The organism is Streptomyces sp. A1136, from assembly GCF_004795055.1.
In the GTDB taxonomy this organism is placed as follows: domain Bacteria; phylum Actinomycetota; class Actinomycetes; order Streptomycetales; family Streptomycetaceae; genus Streptomyces.
Genome location: NZ_SSBJ01000017.1, coordinates 94,545 through 111,996 on the forward strand (window position 1 = coordinate 94,545; position 17,452 = coordinate 111,996).

At 73.2% G+C, this 17,452-nt stretch carries 14 protein-coding genes; 6 read left to right on the top strand and 8 right to left on the bottom strand.

All coding sequences use genetic code 11. The features are described 5' to 3' along the window. Positions 1-116 precede the first annotated feature (116 nt). The 6 genes from E6R62_RS18375 to E6R62_RS18400 form a co-directional block, all read right to left on the bottom strand. Positions 117-353, bottom strand: coding sequence for a DUF397 domain-containing protein (locus E6R62_RS18375; RefSeq protein ID WP_136214544.1), 237 nt, complete (start codon positions 351-353; stop codon positions 117-119). Further along, entirely contained in the window at positions 350-1,174 is an 825-nt protein-coding gene (locus E6R62_RS18380) for a helix-turn-helix transcriptional regulator (RefSeq protein WP_136214545.1), read from the bottom strand. Before E6R62_RS18380 ends, E6R62_RS18375 begins: the two co-directional genes overlap by 4 nt. Positions 1,175-1,949: 775 nt before the next feature. After that, complete coding sequence (locus tag E6R62_RS18385; RefSeq protein WP_136214546.1) at positions 1,950-2,567, bottom strand: GNAT family N-acetyltransferase; 618 nt, start codon at positions 2,565-2,567, stop codon at positions 1,950-1,952. Continuing rightward, positions 2,564-4,741, bottom strand: coding sequence for a penicillin acylase family protein (locus E6R62_RS18390; RefSeq protein WP_136214547.1), 2,178 nt, complete (start codon positions 4,739-4,741; stop codon positions 2,564-2,566). The genes E6R62_RS18385 and E6R62_RS18390 overlap by 4 nt, the downstream gene beginning before the upstream one ends. A 104-nt stretch (positions 4,742-4,845) precedes the next feature. Beyond that, a complete protein-coding gene (locus E6R62_RS18395; RefSeq protein WP_136214548.1) occupies positions 4,846-5,346 on the bottom strand; it encodes a DinB family protein in 501 nt (166 codons plus the stop codon). A gap of 57 nt (positions 5,347-5,403) precedes the next feature. Then, positions 5,404-6,225 (bottom strand): GNAT family N-acetyltransferase, encoded by an 822-nt coding sequence (locus E6R62_RS18400; RefSeq protein WP_240801742.1) that lies wholly within the window; start codon positions 6,223-6,225, stop codon positions 5,404-5,406. Positions 6,226-6,420: 195 nt separating this feature from the next. Here E6R62_RS18400 and E6R62_RS18405 point away from each other — a divergent pair, with 195 nt between their 5' ends. The 5 genes from E6R62_RS18405 (at position 6,421) to E6R62_RS18420 (ending at position 13,690) form a co-directional block, all read left to right on the top strand. Further along, on the top strand, positions 6,421-6,777 hold the full coding sequence (locus tag E6R62_RS18405; protein WP_136214602.1) for a signal peptidase I: 357 nt from the start codon (positions 6,421-6,423) through the stop codon (positions 6,775-6,777). Positions 6,778-6,952: 175 nt separating this feature from the next. Continuing rightward, positions 6,953-9,244 (top strand): MMPL family transporter, encoded by a 2,292-nt coding sequence (locus E6R62_RS18410; RefSeq protein WP_136214549.1) that lies wholly within the window; start codon positions 6,953-6,955, stop codon positions 9,242-9,244. Positions 9,245-9,459: 215 nt separating this feature from the next. Then, positions 9,460-10,167, top strand: coding sequence for a hypothetical protein (locus E6R62_RS39580; protein WP_168714093.1), 708 nt, complete (start codon positions 9,460-9,462; stop codon positions 10,165-10,167). 206 nt (positions 10,168-10,373) lie between these two features. Further along, on the top strand, positions 10,374-10,547 hold the full coding sequence (locus E6R62_RS39585; protein WP_168714094.1) for a hypothetical protein: 174 nt from the start codon (positions 10,374-10,376) through the stop codon (positions 10,545-10,547). Between the two features lie 80 nt (positions 10,548-10,627). Beyond that, a complete protein-coding gene (locus tag E6R62_RS18420) occupies positions 10,628-13,690 on the top strand; it encodes a helix-turn-helix transcriptional regulator (RefSeq protein ID WP_136214550.1) in 3,063 nt (1,020 codons plus the stop codon). 45 nt (positions 13,691-13,735) lie between these two features. Here E6R62_RS18420 and E6R62_RS18425 read toward each other — a convergent pair whose 3' ends face one another. Both E6R62_RS18425 and E6R62_RS18430 read right to left on the bottom strand, forming a co-directional pair. Further along, on the bottom strand, positions 13,736-14,905 hold the full coding sequence (locus tag E6R62_RS18425) for a sorbosone dehydrogenase family protein (protein ID WP_240801750.1): 1,170 nt from the start codon (positions 14,903-14,905) through the stop codon (positions 13,736-13,738). A 269-nt stretch (positions 14,906-15,174) separates the two neighbouring features. Then, on the bottom strand, positions 15,175-16,182 hold the full coding sequence (locus E6R62_RS18430; RefSeq protein ID WP_136214552.1) for an aldo/keto reductase: 1,008 nt from the start codon (positions 16,180-16,182) through the stop codon (positions 15,175-15,177). Positions 16,183-16,255: 73 nt separating this feature from the next. Here E6R62_RS18430 and E6R62_RS18435 point away from each other — a divergent pair, with 73 nt between their 5' ends. Further along, positions 16,256-17,203 (top strand): 2-hydroxyacid dehydrogenase, encoded by a 948-nt coding sequence (locus E6R62_RS18435; RefSeq protein ID WP_136214553.1) that lies wholly within the window; start codon positions 16,256-16,258, stop codon positions 17,201-17,203. Positions 17,204-17,452: the final 249 nt, after the last annotated feature.

Below are 17,452 nucleotides of genomic sequence, written 5' to 3' on the forward strand. Positions count from 1 at the left end.
CGGGTGCGGAATCCGGTCCGATATGCAGATTCTGGCTGGTCAATTTCCCCCCAGCGGAACTGGTTTGAGTGGGGATCAGTCTGGCGTGGCCTGAATCACACGGTCAATCGGAACGGTCAGTTTGCCACCGAGACGAAGGCGGCCCAGGTGCCGGGGGAGACGGTCAGGACGGGCCCGTCGATCACCTTGGAGTCCCGGACGTGCACGGCGGCGGGGTGCGCGGCGACCTCGACGCAGTTGCCGCCGGCGTCACCGCTGTAGCTCGACTTGTGCCAGTGGTAGGCGACTTCGAGGCAGTCGCCGCCGGCGTCGCCGCTGTAACTCGACTTGAACCAGGCAAGTTGGCGCGTCATGACTCTCCCAGCATCTCGTCCAGCAGGCGCTTGCTGTCCTCGATCGACAGTGCCTGCGAACGCAGCATCCCATATTTGAGATGGAGGAGGTGGACCTCGTCGGGGTCGTCTTGGAGGAAGCTGACGTGCTGGCCTTCGAGGTAGGCGAGCTGTTCGTGATCCGGAGTCTCCAGTAGCACCATCGGGCCGTTGAGTCCGGCGTGGGTCTCCCGGTCGAGCGGCACGATCTGGAGGTCGATGAAGGGCAGTTCGGACACCTCCCGGAGATGGCGGAGCTGCCCCCGCAAGACGTCCCGACCCCCGATGGGCCGCTGGAGCAGGTACTGCTCGATGACGAAGTGCATCACCGGGGGCTGCGGCACGCGGTGGAAGAGGGACTGGCGGGCCATCCGGTCGTCGGTCTGCTGGGCGATCTGGTCGGCCGGGAGCGGCGGGTAGAAATTGGCGAAGACGGCCGCAGCGCATTGGGAGGTCTGGAGTAGTCCGGGGATGGCCGCGTTTTCATACGAAAGCAGGCTGAGTGCCTCCGCCTCCAGCTCGATGTACTCGCGTACGAACGCCGGATATCGCTCCCGCCTGGGGATCGCCTCCGCCGCCTCGCGCAGGGCTCCCTTCGCGTCGAGGGCCGCGTCGAGGGCGATGGCCAGCTTCAGGGACAGCGGGCGGCGGCCCTGTTCGATCGAGGCGATGGATTCGACGTCGCAGAAGACCAGGTCGGCCAGCTGCTGCTGGGTGAGCAGGGCGCGCCTGCGGTGGTGGGCCAGGAGGACGCCGACGACCTTCCAAGAGGCGTTCTTCTGAGGCCTGTTGCTTTTGGGCATGCCGGTCACATCCCCCACCGGCCCCGCGCCGACCCACGTATCACCCCTACGTCACCCGTACAAAAGGCGTGTACGAGCACCCCGGGCCCCTACGCCCATACCGTCCGCAAGGAGAGCGGCGGCCTCGGGCTGCTGCTCGCGGCGGTGGTGGGTCCGTCGAATCCGACTGGACGACCTGGCCGCCGCGTACAGCGTCGTCGGGGTCGACTACCCCGGTTCCGGCGGGACGCCGCGTGGCGCCGGACCGCTCGACCGGGCCTGTTCGCAGCCAAGTTGGCGGCGGCGGACGCCGAAAGGTCGGAGCGGTTCGCCAGGCTCGCCTATTCGCTCGGCGGGAGCGTCGCCGGCCGGCTCGCCGCCCGGTATCCGGAGCGGGTCACCGCCCTGATGCTCACCGCCACCTTCCCCGCGTGCCGGGAACCGGCTGGGGCTCGTCGCCGATCTCTGGTCGGCATTGGCAGCGCGGGGCGAGACGAGTTGCTCGCACGCCTCCTCACCCCCTCGCCCTGAGCAGCCCGAAGAGCTGATCCGGACCACCGCGTCCTCGGTCCCGCCCGGCAGCGGGGATCAGGTCGAGCTGATCAAGGGCGCCGATCTGCGCGCCGACCTCGCCCGGCTCGACGTACCCGACTCGTCATCGCGACGACCGAGGACGGCCTCGTACCGCTCGGCCTCCAGCGGGAACCGGCCGACTCCCTCCCGGGCGCAAGGTACGCGGAACTCCCCACCAGCCGCCTCCCTTTCGCCGAACGGCCGGCCGAGTGGGCGGTCTTGATCACCGGCTTCCCGGCGTCGCGTTGAGGAAGACGAGACGGGCCTTCTTCACCGGGAGGTAGACCTCCGGCAGGTCGATCTCGGGCAGCTCGATCTCGGGACCGAGGGTGAAGCCGGAGCGCCGGAGGAAGGCGATGACCTTGGTGTTGCGGACGTCCGGCTCGCCGACCACCCGGCGGGCACCGCCGTCGGAGAACAGGTACGCCGTGAACACGCCCACCAGGGCGGCGCTGAACCCGTGCTCCGGTGCGCCCTGGGCCGGCGCGAGCAGCAGGTGGATGCCGACGTCGCCCGGCCGCACCTCGTAGCACTCGCTGATCCGGTCCTCGGCGCAGTCGTACGTCTGGAACAGCGCGACGGGTCGGCCGTCGCGGCGGACGAGGAAGGCGTGGTGGGTGGTGCGGCGGTCGACGTCCTCGTAGATCTCTCGGACCAGCTCGCGGCTCGCCTCGGCCATGCCCCAGAAGCGGGCTCGTTCCTCGGTGACCCAACCGTGGATCAGGGCCGAGTCGGCGGCCGGGTCGAGGGGGGTGAGGGTGACGGCGCCGAAGCCCTCTACGAGGCGGGTGAACACCGGCTGACGGGTGGCGGTGGGGGTGGGCGTTGCGGGGGTGGTCATGCGGATTCCTTGGTGAGGCGGGCCCAGTCGGTGACGACGGGGACGAGTTCGCAGCGCGCCCAGAGGGGGAGTTGGTCGCGGTGGTGGGGGGACCCGGTGACCCCGTCGGCGCCCAGCGGGACCACCCAGAGGCTGTCCTCGCGCCGGGCCAGGTCCCAGACGTAACGGGCCGCCGACGCGCGGGCGGCGAGGTCGGTGAGGCCGGGGACGGAGGAGGTGGCGTTCACGCAGTCGTGGTCGCCGCCGAGTCCGGGCCACTCGGCGTCCGGGTCCGGGAACGCCGACCACGGGGTCAGCCGGTGCACCTGTGACCAGGGCGCGTCGGCGGTGCGCGCGGTCGCGGTCTCCTCCAGGGCGGCGCGGACGTGCGCTGCGCGGTCCACACCGGGGAGGAGGCTCGTGGTCAGCAGGCCCTCCAAGGCGTAACCGACGCGGGGGACCAGGTACAGCCAGGGGTGGAACACCTCGGGGGCGGTGGGGGTGTCGGCCAGGCCGGCGAAGACGGGGTCGGCGGCGAAGCGGCGTACGATCGCGGCCCGGAAGGCCGAGAAGACGGTGGCGTCGGTGGAGTCGGGGTCCATGTGCCGGTCCCAGGCGAGGAGGCGTTCGCGCAGCCGCGCCGCGGCGGGGGAGAGGCCGTCGAGCCCCGGCAGCAGGGCCAGGAGCGGTTGCGCCGAGGCGAGGTGGGTGTCCCGGTGGATGTCGGCCATCGCCTTCGGGGACCAGTCGGCCGAGCCGGAGAGCAGTTCACGGATGCGGTTCGCGCGGTGCGGGGGCGCGAACTCCACGCCGAGCGGGGAGGCGATGCCGCGCGCGTTCGCCATGACGGCGAAGCCCTGGACCGGCTCGGCGGGGGTGTCGGCCCAGCCCCGCCACGCGTACCGGCCGTCCCAGGCGGGCACGGGGCGCAGCCGGTTGGCGGGATCGCGGCGGGGGACCGCGCCGGCGACGCGGTGCAACAGGCCGCCCTGGGTGTCGGCGGCGTGGACGACGTTGACCGGCTCGGCCCAGCGGTCGAGGGCGCGGTCGATGTCGGCGACCGTGCGGGCGCGCAGCAGCGCGGGGAGGGCGGCGAAGCCGAGGTCGCGGCGGACGCGGGGCGGGTAGCGCAGCGAGAGGGTGGTGTCGGTGTCGTGGACGACGACGGGGCCGCGGGCGGTTTCGAGCACCTCGACGGTGACCGGGTCGGCGCCGGCGACCGTGATGGTCTCGGTGTGCCGGTGGACGGGCTCCCACGTGCCGTCCGGTCCGAGCGCCTCGACGTCGTGACCGTCGTCGTGTCCGTCGTAGGCGTGAACGCCGTCGGTGTGCCGGTCCTCGGCGGGACGGTCGCCGGTGGGACGGTCGGCGCCGCCGGTGACGGCCGCGGGGCGCACCCGCTCGACGTACAGGTCCTGGTAGTCGGCCATGGCGTTGGTGATGGCCCAGGCGGCGCTGCCCGTGTGGCCGAAGTGGGCGAGGCCGGGGACGCCGGGGACGGCGAGGCCGATCACGTCGTACTCGGGGCAGGAGAGGCGTATCTGTTGGTAGACGCCCGGGTCTTCGATGAACCGGTGGGGGTCGCCCGCGATGATCGCCGCGCCGGTGGCGGTGCGCTCCCCGGGGACGAGCCATCCGTTGCTGCCGGCGGTGCCGGGGCCGTCGGTGGCGAAGAGGGTGACGGCGTCGTCGCCGAGGGCCCGGGCCACGCGCTCGCGCCAGAGCTTGGTGGCGAAGCCGGCGAAGAGGACGTGGGTGGCGATCCAGACGGCCAGCGGTACCCACGGCTCCCAGGGAGTGGGGCTGTGTCCGGTGCGCGCGAACCGTTCGTCGCGGGCGGCGCCTTCGGCGAGGCCGTCGTTGACGCCGTCGACGTACGCCCGTACCCAGGCGGCGGTCTGCGGGTCGAGGGCCTCGTGGCAGCGGCGCGCGGTGTCGTCGAGCCGGGCCTGGCGTGCGAACCGGTCCCACGAGACGGCCTCGGGTCCGAGGAACGCGGCGCTCGTACCCCGGGCGCGGTGCCGCTCCACCTCCACCTGCCAGGCCCGGTCCAGGGCGGTGACGCGGCCCTGCGCGTGGGCCAGGCGGAGGTGGTCGCGGGCGCGGAGATGCGGGATGCCCCAGGCGTCGCGGTAGACGCCGTCGGGGGCGGGGTCGCCGGGAGTGGAGCCGTCCGTGGTGGTCCTGCTGCTCATGCTGGGGCTCCCCCGATGGTGACCGGCCGCTTAGGTAAGGCTTTCCTAACTGTCGATGCCCACTATAGGGGCAGGGCCGGCAGGGACAGCGGCAGCGGTCGCGATCAATCGCCGACGGTGCCGTCGATCGCTTCGCGGAGGAAGTCGGCGTGGCCGTTGTGGCGGGCGTACTCGTGGATCATGTGCAGCATCACGAACCTGAGGGAGACCTCCTCCTTCCACTTCGCGACGTAGCCCCTGACGTCGAGGGACTCGGCCGCGGCCTCCACGGCGCGGGAGTGCTCGACCTCCGCCTCCCAGGCCGCGAAGGCCTCGGCCCGGGTGGCGGAGGAGACGTCGTAGGCGGCCTGGAAGTCGTGCCGGTCGGACCACACGTGCGGGACGTCGGTGGCGCCGATCGTGCGACGGAACCAGTGCCGTTCGACCTCGGCCATGTGTCGCACGAGCCCCAGCAGGGACAAGGTCGAGGGCGGCGACGCCTGCCGGCGCAGGTCTTCGTCGGAGAGGTCCCGGCACTTCCTGACGAGGATGGAGCGGTGGTAGTCGAGGTAACCGCGGAGGCTTTCGCGCTCGTCGGCGGTGAAGGAGGGGTCAACGGGTTCCATGCAGGGATCTTGCAGCGTGCGGCGTCGTCGGCGGAAGGGTTTTTCGGGCGGTGCCCCTCAGCCCCTCCACACGTACGGCACCGTCACGCCGAGGACCTGGAAGCCCAGCCGCTCCAGGATCGGGCGGCTGTCGGCCGACGCGTCGACCTGGAGGTAGGGGATGCCGCGTTGCCGCGCCACGCGGGCGCGGTGCGCGACCAGGAGGCGGTAGATGCCGCGGCCGCGCCACTCCGGGGCCGTGCCACCACCCCACAGGCCCGCGAACGAGGAGCCAGGGGGCATCTCCATCCGGGCCGCGCTGACGGGGGTGTCGCCCGCCATGGCGAGTACCGCCTCGATCGTCCGCGGCCGCTCCCGCAACAGGCCGAGGATCTGCTCACGGACGCGTGGCCGTTCGGTACCGAAGGCGCGGGAGTGGGCCCGCATCATCAGGTCCACGCCCGCCGCGTCCCGCACCACCCGCAGGGTGATCCCCTCCGGCGGGTCCACCGGCAGCGCGGCGATATCGGCCGTCCGGGCCACCAGCACGGTCTCCGGCGGCTCCGGCACGAAGCCCGCCGCCCGCAGCCGCTCCCCCAAGTCCGCCGGGTGGTCGTGGTCGTAGAGCTTCCACTCGAATTCCGTCGGCCGGTCCGCGCCCGCGTGCTTCGCGAAGTGCGCGATCTGCGCCGCGATCTCCGCGTCCGCGTTCTCCTCGTCCAGCTCCGACCAGAGCACGCCGTTCCACCCCAGAAGCCCGGGCACCGTCTGCCGCACGACCGCACCCACCCGCTCCGTCCGGGCCGCTGCCGAGTCGGGCCGGGCGTCTCGGCGCGTCTGCGCGTCGTACAGGGCCCGTACCCGCGTCACTTCGTCACGGTCCATCGCTGCCGTCGTCATCGGCCCAGCCCAGCACCCGGCATCCGCTCCGCACAACTGCATTAACCTCGGCCCGTGAACGACCACTCGACGACGCCCCCGACCACGACGACCGCCACGACGCCCCCGACCACGACGGCCACGACGACCGCCACGACGGCCCCCGCCGTCTACACCGGCAAGGCCGCCCCCGACGCCGCCGCCGACCGCGGTTGGCTGCTCGGGCACTTCAAGGCCGCCGGCGATCCCCGCCACAGCGAGGACGTGGAGATCAAGTGGGGCGTGCACCCCAAGGGCGACGAGCGGGCGCGCTGGGTCACCGGAGAGGAGCGCACCGCGCTCCAGGTGCTCATCAGCGGGCGTTTCCGACTGGAGTTCCCCGGCCGCACCGTCGTCCTCGCCGAACAAGGCGACTACGTGGTCTGGGGCCGCGGGGTGGACCACTCCTGGTACGCGGAAGAGGACACGGTGGTCCTCACGGTCCGTTGGCCCTCGGTCCCCGGCTACCGCGCGGAAGCACCCGGCGGGGCGTCGTCCCCGGCGCCGTTCGAGCCCCCTGTGGCGGCCTGCTGAGCCGAGGGCCCGGTTCCCTGTGACGGTGCGCACGAAAGGGACCGACGATCACGAAACGCTGCGATCCTCAAGGGTGGGCAGTAGAGGCCCTGGTTCCGCCGGGCCTTCACACGTTCAGGCGTTCTTTGCGACGGGCCGTCTCCCGTGAAGATCCGAACAACAGGGAGCACGTCCGTTGGCAGCAATCGCACGGTGGTGCCTGCGGCACCGCCTGGCCACCGTCCTGATCTGGCTGCTCGCCCTCGCGGGGACGGCGGGCGCCGCCGGCGCCGCCGGATCGGCGTTCTCCGACGACTACGAGGTACCCGGGACCGAGTCCGGCCGGGCCACCGCCCTCCTCCGCGCGGGCTTCCACGGCCAGGGCGGCGACACCGACACCATCGTGTGGCGGACCCCCGACCACCAGACGGCCCGCACCCCCTCCGTCGAGCGGCGGATGACGGCGGCGTTGGAGGCGGTGTCCCGTCTCCCCGGCGTCGCGTCGGTCGCCGGCCCCTATGGTCCCCAACCCGGGCAGGCCGAGCAGATCAGCCCCGACGGGCGCACCGCCTACGCCGTCGTCACCTTCGACCGGCAGGCCGACTCCGTCCCCAAGGCCCAGGCCGAGGCGGTCGTCAAGACGGCCGAGAACCCGGCCACCGAGACGGACGGTCTCCAAGTGGAACTCGGCGGCCGGGCGATCGGTCTGACCGAGGCGCCCAGTGCCCACTACGCCGAGGTCGTCGGCGTGGCCATCGCGGCGGTGGTCCTCTTCCTCGCCTTCGGCTCCCTCGCCGCTTGCCTGCTGCCCATCGCCACCGCCCTGGTCGGCGTGGGCACCGCCTACTTCGGGACCACCCTCCTCGGGCACGCCATGCCCGTCGCCGACTTCGCCCCGATGCTCGGCACGCTCGTGGGGCTCGGAGTCGGCATCGACTACGCGCTGTTCATCGTCACCCGGCACCGCAAGGGCCTCGGCCGGGGTCTCCCCGTCGACGAGGCGGCCGCGGACGCGGTGGCCACCACGGGCAGGGCCGTGGTCTTCGCCGGGGCCACCGTCTGCATCGCGCTGCTCGGCATGCTCATATTGCGGCTCGACTTCCTCGACGGCGTCGCCATCGCGGCCTCCCTCACCGTGGTCCTCACCGTGGCCGCGTCGATCACCCTGCTCCCCGCCCTCCTCTCGGTCATCGGCCCGCGCGCCCTCTCGCGCCGCGAGCGCCGCAGGCTGGCGGAGCAGGGGCCCCGGCCCGAGGCCGCCGCCGGTTTCGCCGCCCGGTGGTCCGCCTTCGTCGAACGGCACCCCAAAGCGCTCGGACTGCTCGCCGCCGCCGTGATGGTGGTGCTGGCGCTCCCCACCCTCTCCATGCACCTCGGCACCTCCGACCAGGGCAACGACCCGGCCGGCTCCACCACCCGCAAGGCCTACGACCTGCTGGCCGGGAGCCCCTCCCCGGCCCGGGAACGCGGGGCGGCCCCGGCGGATGGCTTCGGCCCAGGGACCAACGGTCCGCTCACCGTCGTCGTCCGGCTCGACGGCGCCGGAGACCGGATCGCCGTGGACCGGCTGGCCGACGCCCTGCGCAGGACCAAGGGAGTGGCCTCCACCGCCCCGCCCGTCTTCAACCGCAGCGCTGACACCGCCGTCCTGACCGTCGTACCGGACTACGCCCCCCAGTCCCGCGCCACGAGCGAGCTGGTCGACACGCTGCGCCGGGACGTCATCCCGCGCTCCGCGCGCGGGACCTCGATGGAGGCCCACGTCGGCGGGGTGACCGCCTCCTTCGACGACTTCGCCGATGTGATCATCGGAAAACTGCCGCTCTTCGTCGGGGTGGTCATCGCGCTCGGCTGTGTCCTCCTGCTGCTGGCCTTCCGGTCCGTCGGCATCCCGGTCAAGGCCGCCGCCATGAACGTGGCGGCCGTCGCCTCGTCCTTCGGCGTCGTCGTCGGCATGTTCCAGTGGGGCTGGGGCAGCGAACTGCTGGGCCTGGGACGCGCCGGCCCGATCGAGCCGTTCCTCCCCGTGATCATGGTGTCGGTGCTCTTCGGGCTCTCCATGGACTACCAGGTCTTCCTGGTGAGCCGGATGTACGAGGAGTGGTTGGAGACCGGCGACAACCGCCGGGCCGTACGCGTGGGACTCGCCGAGACCAGCCGGGTGATCAACTCGGCCGCCGTCATCATGATCTCCGTCTTCCTCGCGTTCGTCCTCAGCGGTGACCGGCTCATCGCGATGTTCGGCATCGCCCTCGCCTCCGCCGTCGCGCTCGACGCCTTCGTCCTGCGCACGCTGCTGGTCCCGGCGCTGATGCACATGCTGGGCGGCGCCAACTGGTGGCTCCCCGCCTGGCTGGACCGCCGGCTGCCGCGGATCAGCATCGAGCCGCCCGAGCGCCGCGACCGTGTCACACTGCCCGCGCGGAGGGCCGGTACCGACACCGCGGCGTGCGAGGACGGCGCCGAGCCCACCACGGCGTCGCGCTGATCCGACGCCCGCCGCACCGAGCGCCTTCCCCCCGGCTACGCCCGTCCGGCCGGGGGCCCGGGCGACGCCGGCCGGTCGGTGGCCGAATCCCGTCGCCCGACAGTCGACCCGGGGTCGGTGGCCGCCTCGACCCGGGGCCCACCTGGGGCGATGCCCCGGGGGCTTCTCAGGGACCTCTCAGGAACCTCTCAGAAACGCCGCCTACGGTGCCCCGCATGGAGACCACCAAGACCACCGCCCCCACCCCCGCCGACGTCGAGAACCCCGAGGACGTGACGGCGGCCGACACCGCGACCGGTGCGGCGAAGGGCGAGACGGCCGGGCAGCCCGCGGACCGGCGCCCCGAAGCCGACGCGGACCACGCCGCCGAGGCCTCCGCGGCGGAAGCCGCGGCCATCGAAGTCCCCGCCGCCGAGACGGAAGAGGCGGACGAGACCGAGACCGAGGTCGAGACCGACGACGCGGACGCGGACGAGACCGGCCTGACCGGCGAAGGGGACGACACCGACGAGCGCTCCGGTGGCGTCGGAGCCGCCGCCTGCGCCATCGTCGCCGCCGCGCTGGGGACCGTGGCCCTCAGCGGAAGCTGGGTCTCCCGCGTCGCCGCCGAGCGCGAGAACCTGGTCAACCAGCTCGACCTGAGCGCCACGGCCGACAACAACGCGAAGATCGCGGCGCTCTACAGCGCGCCCTGGCACGCGACCGCCCTCGTCAACGGCGTCCTCGCCACCCTCGCGCTCCTGCTCGCCGTCTTCGTCCTGGCCCGTCCGGCCTTCGGCACGCCCGGCCGTACCCTCCCCACCTGGATCCGGTCCGTCGCCTGGGCGGCCGTCGCCCTCGGCGTCCTGGGCATCCTGATCTTCGGGCTCATGTACTTCGACGTCCTCCTCCCCGTCCCGACGGCTCCCGCCCAGCCCGCCTAGTCATTAGGCACGTTGCCCGGGCCGTGGGGGGCGGCCTAGGCACCCGCTTACCTCCCCGCCGCCCGCCTCAGGCGTCCGCGAGCCTCGCCTAAGGCATCCCGGTCCGCACAGATGCGGCATGCTCCCGATGTGGCGGTACCCCCTGGGACGCGAATCTTGGATCACACCGAACGAGGTGCCCGAGAAACACGACCAGGGAGTACGAGATGTTCGCCTACGAGATCGCCACCGCCCGCCACGCCGAACTCGTCCGCCAGGCCGACCGGTACCGGCTGGTCCGGGAGGCCAAGAACGCGCGCCGCGCCGCCTCGGCACGGAGCCAGGAACCCGAAGGGGCACCGGTGAGGGTCCAACGCAGCCGCTTCAGCCCGGCTGCGTGAACCGCCCCGCGTCCCGGCCCCACTGACCCGTGATGAGGAGCGCACCGATAACGAGTGCCGCCGGGCAGGGCCCCTGTGCGATGCTCGACGCCGTGGAGACCAGATCTGTCAGCCCGGTGTTCGTCGGCCGAGCCGACGAACTGGCCGTACTCGTGGACGCCTTGACGCGCGCCGCCGAACAGGAGCCGCAAGCCCTCCTCATCGGGGGAGAGGCGGGTGTCGGCAAGACCCGGCTCACCGAGGAGTTCCTGGAGGTCGCCGACCGCCGGGGCGCCGTGGTGGCCGTCGGAGGCTGCGTCGAGATCGGGGCGGAGGGTTTGCCCTTCGCCCCCTTCTCGACCGCCCTGCGCAGTCTGCACCGCCGGCTTCCCGGCGAGCTGGCCGCCGCGGCCGCCGGCCAGGAGGACGAGCTGGCGCGCATCCTCCCCGAACTCGGCGAGACCCCCCGGGGGCCGCACGACGAGGAGAGCACCGCCCGGCTGTTCGAACTGACCGCCCGGATGCTGGAGCGGCTCGCCGCGGACCGCACGATCGTGCTCGTCCTGGAGGACCTGCACTGGGCCGACACCTCCACCCGTCATCTCCTCGCCTACCTCTTCCGGACCCTGGGCAGCGGCCGGCTCGTCGTCGTCGCCACCTACCGGGCGGACGACGTCCACCGCCGCCACCCGCTGCGGCCCCTCCTCGCCGAACTCGACCGCCTGCGCACCGTCCGACGGATCGAACTGCCCCGCTTCAACCGGGCGGAAGTACGCCGCCAGCTCGCCGGCATCCTCGCGGCCCGGCCCGACGAGGACTTCGTCGACTCCGTATTCGAGCGCTCGGACGGCAACGCCTTCTTCGTCGAGGAACTCGTCGCCTCCCGGGCCAGCGGCTGTCGCACCGGGCTCACGGAATCGCTGCGCGACCTGCTGCTGGTACGGGTCGAGGTCCTGCCCGAGGCGGCCCAGCGCGTGGTGCGCATCGTGGCCGAGGGCGGCTCCACCGTCGAGTACCCGCTGCTGAGGGCGGTCGCCGGACTCACCGAGGACGAGCTGATCGAGGCCCTGCGGGCCGCGGTCGGAGCCAACATCCTCCTCGCCACGGCCGACGGCGACGGCTACCGCTTCCGCCACTCGCTGGTGCGCGAGGCCGTCAGCGACGACCTGCTGCCCGGGGAGCGGGCCCGCGTGAACCGCCGCTACGCCGAGGCCATGGAAGGCGACGACTCGCTGGTCCGCGCGGAGGAGCGGGTCATCCGGATGGCCACCTACTGGTACCACGCCAACGACCCGGCGAAGGCGCTTCCGGCGGTGCTCGCCGCCTCGGTGGCCGCCCGCCGCCGGCACGCCTACTCCGAGCAACTGAGGCTGCTGGAAAGGGCACTGGACCTGTGGGACAGCGCCCCCGCCGAGGTCCGCGAGGCGCTGCGCCCCGTGGACTACACCGACGTGTACCCGCCGTGCGGCTGTGACCCGGCCACCACCCCGCTCGCCCGCCTCGACCTGCTGGCCGAGGCGACCGTCGCGGCGCGTTTCGGCGGCGAACGCGAACGCGCCCTCAAGCACACCAAGTTGGCCCTGAGGTTCCTCGAAGAGGACCAGGACCCCTTGCGCGCCGCCTGGTTCTGGACCGAGCGCTCCTTCCTGATCGCCGGGCTCGGACGGGGTGACGGCTGGGAGGAACTCGCCAAGGCACAGGAACTCGTCCAGGGGCTCCCCCCGTCGCACGTGCACGCCCAGGTCCTGGTCCGGGCCGCCGGGTGGGGCATGTTGCACAACCCCGGCCCGGGCAACCTGGAGGCCGCCGAACGGGCCGTCGAGTACGCGCACATGGTCGACGCCGAGGAGATCGAACTCAACGCCCGCATCACCATGGGCTCCCTGCTCGCCGACTCCGGGGAGCGGGAGCGGGGTCTGGCGGTGATGACCGAGGTCAAGGACCGGGCCACCGCCCTCGGCCACGTCATGCTGGCGGGTCGGGCCGACATCAACCTCAGCTCGCAGTTGGAGAGCCTCGGCAGGTCCCGGGAGGCCGTGGAGGTGGCCCGGCAGGGAGTCGAACGCGTCGGGAAGGCCCGGCTCCTGGACATCCAGGCCTGGATCTGGGGGAACATGGCCGAGAGCCTGTACAGCCTGGGCCGCTGGGACGAGGCCGCCGACGCGGCCCGGCGCACGCTGCGGGTCGGTCAGAGCGCGGCCCCGCGCGGCTCCGGCGCCGCCCGCCTCGCCTACCTCGCGCTGGCCCGAGGGGAGCTGAGCGAGACGGCCGCGCAGCTTGCCGCCGCCCACGCCCACTTCGGGACCCACGACACCCAGCCCCAGCACCGGATACCGCTGTACCGCCTCGCCGTCGGGCTGGCCGCGGGGGAGGGGCGGATCGCCGACGTCCGCACGGAGGTCGCCGACGCGATCGCCGCCGGCTTCCCGCTGGGCCACCACCGCTACGCCTGGCCGTTGCTCCTCGCCGCGGCCACCGCGGAGGCCGACGCCCGGGGCCTCCCGGCCGCCGACGCCGGCCGCGACGCCGCGGTGGACGTCCTGCGCGACGCCGCGCGAAACCTGGCCACCCCCGTGCCGGTGTGGGCGGCGCACGCGGAGTACCTGCGGGCCGAGCTGCGCCGGGCCGAGGGCGGGGACACCGTCCGCGACTGGGACTCGGTGGTGGAGGCCGTCACCCCCCTGGAACGCCCCTACCTGCTGGCCCGCGCCCGGCACCGGCTCGCCGAGACCCTGCTGGCCTCCGGCCGCGACCGCGATCGGGCCGCGGCCCTGCTCCGCGACGCCTACACCACCGCCGACCGGCTGGGCGCGCGCCGACTCCGCGAGGACCTGGCCCTGCTGGCGCAGCGGGCCCGGCTCCCCCTCACCGACGACGAGCCGGCGCGACGGGCGGCCCCGCCGGAGGAGGACCCGGCCGAGGCGCTCGGCCTGACCAGCCGCGAGCGGGACGTGCTCCGCCTGGTCGCGACGGGCAGCACCAACCGGCAGATCGCCGAGGAGCTGTTCATCTCCCCGAAGACGGCGAGCGTGCACGTCTCGAACATCCTCGCCAAGCTGGGCGTCTCGGGTCGCGGCGAAGCCGCGGCCCTCGCCCACCGGCTGCGGCTGTTCGGCCCGGTCGTCCACGTCCCCTCGCCCGCCAGGGCGGCCCACCACCGGTAGGCCCCCAGGGCGCTGCCCCGCTTGCCCCGCCCGGGGACCCGCCGGTCACCGCACCGTCAGGGTCAGGATCCTGTCGTCACCGGCGCTCGGCGACCCGCGGCCGTCCGTCTCGCTCGTGACGAGCAGCAATCTGTCCCCGCCCAGTGCCACCACCGTCCGCAGCCGGCCGTAGGCGCCCTGGAGGAACGCTTCCGGCTGCGCCACCGGGGTCGCCCCCGCCAGCGGAATCCGCCAGAGCCGCTCGCCCTTCAAGCCCGCCATCCAGATGGAGCCCTGCGCCCACGCGATCCCGCTCGGCGAGGCCTCGTCCGTCTTCCACACCGCCACCGGGTCCCGCAGACCGGGCTTGCCCGCCTTTCCCTCGGCCTCGGGCCAGCCGTAGTTCCCGCCCGGCTCGATGAGATTGAGTTCGTCCCAGGTGTGCTGCCCGAACTCGGACGCCCACAGCCGTTTGTCCTGGTCCCAGGCCAGGCCCTGCACATTGCGGTGGCCGTAGGAGTAGACGACGGAATCGGGCTCCGGATTGCCGTGTACCGGCTGCCCGTCCGGGGTCATCCGCAGGATCTTGCCGCCGAGCGACTTCTTGTCCTGCGCCAGCCCCGTGTCACCCGTCTCCCCGGTCCCGGCATAGAGCATCTTGTCCGGGCCGAAGGCGATCCGGCCGCCGTTGTGTATCAAGCCCTTGGGGATGCCCCGCAAGATGGTGTCGGGAGCCCCGAGCTGCTGCCCCGCCGCCCGCTCGGGGTCGTAACGCATCCGGGCGATGCGGTTGTCCGACTCGGTGGTGAAGTAGGCGTACACCAGGTGGTCCGAAGCGAAGGCGGGGGACAGGGCAAGGCCCAGCAGCCCCCCCTCGCCTCCCGGGGCCACCCCCGAAACCTTCCCGATCTGCGTCACCGTGCCCTTGCCCACGTCCACCCGGCTGATGGTGCCCTTGTCGCGCGAGCCCACCAGCAGGTCGCCCTCCGGCAGCGGTGCCACACCCCACGGCGACTCCAGGTCCTTGGCGATCTCACCCGTCACGGTCACCGACCCCTTGGCGGGCGGGGCCGAAGCGTTTGGGGACCGGGACGGGCCGCCCGAGCCGGCCTTCGCCGTCGCGGCGGACGCCGGGTCCGGTGGTGAGCCGCCCGGCCCGGGGGGCGCCCCGCCAGGTGGTGAACATCCCGCCGCCAGCAAGGCCCCACATCCCGCCAGGGCGAGAGCCGCCAGCACTCCGCGGGGCCGGGCGCGCGGATCCTCGTACGACACGCGTGCCTGCGCAGGGGCCCTGAATTCCCGCACGCGGTCCCGTCCCTGCCCCTGCCCCCGCGTCCGACCCCGCGCCGCGCCCGCCGACCCCTGTCCGTATCGCATCGCCCTGCTCCCCTCCGGTCCTGCGACTGTGCCCTTCCACCTGACTCAACCGCCACGGCCCTACCCGAAGTTCCACCCCGCGTACACCCGATCGAGTGCATGTGCGAGCGGCCCGCGCACGGGCTCGCTCAGTCCCAGGCCCCCACCGCCGCCGGCAGTCCCGCTATCTCCGCCAGATCGGCGGCCGTCAGCCGGACCTCCGCCGCCCGCGCGTTCTCCGCCGCCCAGTGCGCCCGGTCCGCGCCCGGCACCGGCACCACGTGCGGCCCCTGCGCCAGCACCCACGCCAGCGCCACCTGCGCCGCGGTCACCTGTGGCCCGTGCCGCGAGGCGACCCGCCGCAGCCCCGCCACCAGCACCTGGTTCGCGGCCATCGCCTCCGCCGTGAACCTGGGGTGTCGGGCCCGCGCGTCCTCCGGCTCGAACCCCGCCCCCGGCCGCAGCGTCCCCGTCAGGAAGCCGCTGCCCAACGGCATCGCCGCCAACAGCCCCACCCCCCTCGCGGCGCACCACGGCAGCAGCTGCCAGGCCGCCTCCGGCGACCACACCGACAGCTCCGCCTGGACCGCGCTCACCGGGAACACCTGCTGCGCCCGCTCCAGGTGCCGCACCGTCGACCGGTACCCGCGGTCCCCGATCCGCCCCGCCCCCGGACCGGCCGCGGCCCCCAACGCGCAGAAGCCCAGCGCCCGTACCTTCCCCGCCGCCACCAGCTCCGCCATGGCGCCCCACGTCTCCTCCACCGGGACGTCCGGATCGACCCGGTGCAGTTGGTACAGGTCTATGACGTCGGTCCGCAGCCGTCGCAGCGACGCGTCGCAGGCCCGCCGCACGTATCCCGGCCGCCCGTCGGCCACCACGTGCTGCTCGCCCGCCCGCAGCCCCACCTTGGCGGAGACGAAGGCGTCCGAGCGCCGCTCCCGCAGCACGCGCCCCAGGACGAGCTCATTGGTGTAGGGCCCGTAGACATCGGCCGTGTCCAGCAGGTTCGCCCCCAGGTCCAGCGCCGTGTGCAGGGTCCGCAGCGACTCCTCGCCCCGGCGGCGCGAGGGCGCGTACCCCCAGCTCATCGGCATGCAGCCGAGCCCGATGGCGCCCACCGTCAGCGAGCCCGCCCCGATCGACCTGCGCTCCACCCCTGAGTCCCCCTCCCGGTCCGGCCCTCAAACTAACGGCTTGATCGCGATGCCTTCGCATAGCCTCGCGATCATGACTGCAACGACCGGGGACGTGTGGCTCCCCTTCCCCGCCGAAGAGGTCGACGGCCTCCCCGACGCCTTCCGCTACCGTCTGTGGGACGGTGAGGAGCGGTTCCCCGCGGACCCGGAGGCCTGCGTCTTCTACGTGACGCCCTACATGAAGTCCTCGGCGGTGACCCTGCGCCCCTTGGCCGCCATGCCGGCGATCCGGGTCGTCCAGACCCTGACGGCCGGCATCGACCACGTCCTGCCCGGCCTCGACGACCTGCCGCCGGGCGTACGGCTGTGCAACGCGCGCGGTGTCCACGAGGCGAGCACCGCCGAACTGGCCCTGACCCTGATCCTCGCCTCCCTGCGCGGCATCCCCGGCATGGTGCGCGGTCAGGACCGCGAGGAGTGGCGCTCGGGCTTCTACGGGGCGCTCGCCGACAAGTCCGTCCTGATCGTCGGCTACGGGTCGATCGGCTCGGCCGTCGAGGACCGGCTGGCGCCGTTCGAATGCCGGCTGATCACTCGCGTCGCCCGGTCGGCCCGCTCCGCGCCGCGCGGCCCGGTGCACTCCCTGGCAGAGCTGCCCCGGCTGCTGCCGGACGCGGACGTGGTGGTCCTCACCACGCCGTTGACCGACGAGAGCCGGGGCCTGGCGGGCGCCGGCTTCCTGGGCCGCATGAAGGACGGCTCCCTCCTGGTGAACGTCGCCCGCGGACCCGTCGTCGACACCGACGCCCTGCTGGCGGAGCTGCGGACGGGGCGGTTGCGGGCCGCGCTGGACGTCACCGACCCGGAACCGCTGCCCGCCGGGCATCCGCTGTGGCACGCGCCGAACACCTTGATCACGCCTCATGTGGGCGGCAGCAGCAGCGCGTTTGAGCCACGGGCGAAGCGCCTGGTCGCCCGCCAACTCACCCGGTTCGCCGCCGGGGAACCGATGGAGAACACCGTGTTGATCACGGAGTGAGGGCAGGATGGTGACCATGCGCATTCGGCCGAGTGCGATCGGTGTCGGAGCCTGCCTCCACGGTCACGCAGCGTAGACGTGCTATGTCCCTGAGTGACGAAAGTGGTGTATCGTCCGGAAGAAGGGGCTGCGCCACGAACGTCTGGCGCTGGGGAGTGATCGGACCATTTGGGGGGCGACGGGCGATGTACGGCCAATGGACGAAGGACCGGGTGCGGCACAGCCGCCGGAAGCGACGATGGGGTGCCC